This window comes from Flavobacterium sp., assembly GCF_027531905.1.
Classification (GTDB): Bacteria; Bacteroidota; Bacteroidia; order Flavobacteriales; family Flavobacteriaceae; genus Flavobacterium.
Window position 1 is genome coordinate 1 of the sequence record NZ_JAPZSU010000064.1, and the last position, 3,935, is coordinate 3,935.

Below are 3,935 nucleotides of genomic sequence, written 5' to 3' on the forward strand. Positions count from 1 at the left end.
CGATTTTGTGTGACGGCGGTTAACATCGGGTTACCACTTCGGCTGAATACAGCCTCGGTCTGCGACACATTCCTTTCATGTCACTGCAATTGCAGAGCAATTTCGTGCCATTACAGGAACGTCGGTAACCCTCGTGCGTTAATCGAAATTGTAGCTTTCGGGTCGTTTGAAGTTTTGTTGACTAGGTTGGTGAGTAACAATTTTAACAGGTAGTTGGAACATAAGCGAATGTCATCTATGCGAGTATGCTAAGTTCAGGATCTATGAAATTCCGAAAAGGTTTCTTAGTTTGGAATATTTTCCTCTACTTGGATTTTTTCGTTTTTCATAGGTTGCAAGTTTTCCAATGAACTTTGTTTTATTCGGAAATTTGTGTTAATAATTCGGAATTTCATGCTACTCTGGATTTCGTCGAGTGGTGTTTTAATCATGGATTTTAGTTTTCGTTTACCTGTTAAAATTCATCCTACTCAAACACGAAAGCTCAACTTCGATTAACTTCGGATTGACGCTTCGTTCGGGTCAAGCCCTCACTTCGGGCTACGCCACATTGGTCTTAGTCACTTCGATTGCTAAGCAATCTCGTGCCAACGGTAACGTGTCCTGCGGACACTCACCTACGACCAACGTCGACAATCCTAATGCGTTATGTGACATGCCGAGGTGGACAAAACTGTTATGAGTATAAAGATTAAAGAAATAAAAACTCGCCCGTCAAGAATGCTCGCCATCCTTGGCTCGCAAAAAAACGAAAGAGGATATGATGATAACTGATTATGCAACAGGCAAAGAACTTCGTGAAACACCCGAAGAACATTTTAGACAACTATTTGAGCATATTCTTATTGATGACTTGGGGTATCCTAAATCACATATTGAAATTGAATTTATAATTCAAAGAGGTGCGAATAGAAACGCAGAAGAAGCAGACATTGTTGTTTTTAAATCTGAAAAAAAAACACAAGAAAATGCATACATCGTAATTGAAATCGAAACGCCTAAAAAAACTTATGATCGACAAGCAATTTCTTATGTTACTGCGACAACTGCACCGTTGTGTGTTTGGTTTGCGGGTTTTGAGAAAAATAGTTCTGGTCCATTTTATCTGTATCGAGATTTAAAAAAAGATCCAACTACATTCATTGATATTCCGACTTTACCAAGATACGGAGAAGAGTTTGATTCTATTGGAAAGTATAAAAAGGCAGACTTAAAACCAGCGAAAGCACTCAGAACCCTATTTAAAAGAATTCATCATAAATTGTATGGCTCAGGTCCAATTAAAAGAGAGGAGGACGTTGCAAAAGAAGTAATTAAAATTATTTTTTGCAAAATATTGGATGAGCTTTCTCCAAATGAAACATGTGAGTTTAGGGCAACCCCATCTGAGCTAACCTCGCCAGAGGGTCAAAAAAAAGTTAAAAAAAGAATTGAAGCATTATATCACGAACTCTTACTTGATCCTGATTTCGGGGAGTTGTTTCGAGGTGAGAACATTGAATATAATGATGAATGGGTGACGTATATTGTTTCTGAATTGCAAAGCGTTGGCTTATTGCATGAAGAAACAAATACCGACGCACTCGGTGATGCTTATGAAATATTTCTTCCTTCTACCTTAAAAGGCGAGAGTGGGCAGTTTTTTACGCCAAGAGAAGTTGTACGTTTTGCAATTGATGTGATTAACCCGTCTTTTATAAATAAGGAAATTGTTTTAGATACGGCTTGTGGAAGTGGTGGTTTTTTAACTGTTGCAATAGAGCATTTACGAAAACAGATAATCATTGCTTATTCAAAAAGAGGTTTTACAAAAGATAAAATTTACTTGATATTAAAAGACCATGCGGGGAAATATATTCATGGCATGGACATAGAGCCCTTTTTTATATAAAATTGCAAAATCGTATATGGCAATAATTGGCGATGGGAAAAGCAATATTTATAATTTTGATTCTCTGCTACCGCTTGAACAGTTTCCGAAGGGGTTTATTTCCAAAATCAAGCCTGGTTCTGTTGATGTAATTACTACTAACCCTCCTTTTGGCACAAAAATTGATGATGTTAGAAAATTTGTTTTAGAGAAATTTGATTTAGGTCACAGACTTGTTGATGGAGTAAAAACCAACGAACTACTTGAAGGACAAGACCCTGATAAATTATTTCTCGAACGAGACTTGCAATTCTTAAAAAATGCTACATCAAAAGATGATGGTGGAAGAATGGTTATTGTTCTTCCTCGTCAAAATTTATCTGGGACAGAAACAGCAAGTGTTGAATTGAGAAAATGGCTTTTAAAGCAAGCAAAAGTTTATGCAATTATTGATTTGCCACGTGAAGCATTTCAACCACACACAGGCACTAAAACATCGTTAGTCTTTATTCAAAAGGTTCGACATCCCGAAAAGGAATATCCTGTTTTTATGGCTGTATCAGAAGCGGTGGGTCACGACAGAAGAGGAAATCCAATTTATAAAAAAGATGATAATGGAAAAACATTAAAAAATGAAAAAGGAGAGGAAATTATTTGGAATGATTTGCCTGAAATATTTGAACAATGGAAACTGTTCTTAGGTGGTAAAAAAATTAATTCAGGAGTTCCAAGTTGTTTCTCAATAAGTTCGTCTCAAATTAAAAACGATCCGTCTTGTCGACTTGATGCTTGGTATCATGATCCAAATAAAAATGACTTAGCAAAGAAAATGATGGATTGTGATAGTGATGAGATTACTGAAATAATTAATTTAGGCGATTTGGTAGTTGACGGAGGGGTTTATTATCCTGGAAGGCATAAAAGAAATTATGTTGTAAATAACGAAAACAGCTTGCCCTTTTATTCTGGCTCTCAAATACTTCAAATAAGGTCATTTAATTTAAAATATCAACCGCGAGATTACAAACCTGCTAAAAACCATATTGTTGAAAAGAATTGGATTTTAATTACTAGGTCTGGTTCTACCGGAAGAGTCGTTATTGTTAATGAAATTATGGCAGGAACAATGATTTCTGAACATGTTATTAGAGTAATTATAAATGAAGAATTAATAGATCCATATTATGTTTATGCATATTTGGCATCCGAAAAAATTGGTAAAGTATTAATGGAAAAAGGAATTTATGCGTCCGTTGTAGACCATATTTCTCCACAATTTGTTAGAACCATACCTATACCGAGACTAAAGCCAGAAAAAGAAAAGGAAATTGCGGATAAAGTCAGAGAGGCAGAAAAAAAACGAGCATGGGCAAATATGACTTTGACAAAGGAAATGAAAGATATTGAAAATATTATTAAAGAAGCAACTGGAATTGAAATTGAAGATGAGTTAAATAACTCTGATGATGAATAAATAACGCCTACGCACATCCGTGTGCTTCGGCGAATAAAAGACGGGCGAGTTTTTAAGATGAAGAATGAAACAGTTTTTAGTACAATGTCCACCTCGGCACGATCACACAACAGCCGCTATACGCTCCGCTCCTCACTCCCTTCGGTCGCTGCGGTGCTCGGGCTTCGCCACATTTTTTCTGCGCCTGCTCCCTGCGGTCGCTTATTCGGCGCAGAAAAAACGTCGCATAGCGGCGAACGTTGTGCGCCATATTTTTTGCAGATAGTTATTAACAAGGAATTGAATTATGAATTATGAAGCAATTATTTTTGATTTAGATGGAACACTTTGGGATGCAAATAAAAGTTGTACAAAAGCCTGGAATGATGTTCTTAAGGAACTAAATTATAAAAACAAAATAACGTTAAAAGGAATGAATTCTGTTACTGGGAAACCAATGGATGATTGTATAGATGGCGCTCCTGCAAAAATTACAGATATGCGAATCTTAGAAATAAAAAGTTAAAGAATTGTTCTTCTAAATTAGAAACTACTTTTCTAAAATTCAAAGCAGTTCCTCTAAGTAGCATTCTCATTTTTACTTTTAACATA

General features: G+C 36.0%; 3 protein-coding genes. All 3 read left to right on the plus strand.

Features of this window, described 5'->3' with window-relative positions; genetic code table 11:
- Positions 1 to 760: 760 nt before the first annotated feature.
- The 3 genes from O9307_RS13855 (at position 761) to O9307_RS13865 (ending at position 3,849) form a co-directional block, all read left to right on the plus strand.
- Positions 761 to 1,891, plus strand: coding sequence for a type I restriction enzyme HsdR N-terminal domain-containing protein (locus O9307_RS13855; protein WP_298300356.1), 1,131 nt, complete (start codon positions 761 to 763; stop codon positions 1,889 to 1,891).
- A 16-nt stretch (positions 1,892 to 1,907) separates the two neighbouring features.
- Positions 1,908 to 3,344, plus strand: coding sequence for an N-6 DNA methylase (locus O9307_RS13860; protein WP_298300358.1), 1,437 nt, complete (start codon positions 1,908 to 1,910; stop codon positions 3,342 to 3,344).
- Positions 3,345 to 3,630: 286 nt separating this feature from the next.
- Complete coding sequence (locus O9307_RS13865; RefSeq protein WP_298300360.1) at positions 3,631 to 3,849, plus strand: HAD hydrolase-like protein; 219 nt, start codon at positions 3,631 to 3,633, stop codon at positions 3,847 to 3,849.
- Positions 3,850 to 3,935: the final 86 nt, after the last annotated feature.

Coding starts and splice junctions, on each gene's coding strand:
- O9307_RS13865 (WP_298300360.1), top strand. CDS start 3,631: ATGAATTATGAAGCAATTATTTTTGATTTAGATGGAACACTTTGGGAT.
- O9307_RS13855 (WP_298300356.1), top strand. CDS start 761: ATGATGATAACTGATTATGCAACAGGCAAAGAACTTCGTGAAACACCC.
- O9307_RS13860 (WP_298300358.1), top strand. CDS start 1,908: ATGGCAATAATTGGCGATGGGAAAAGCAATATTTATAATTTTGATTCT.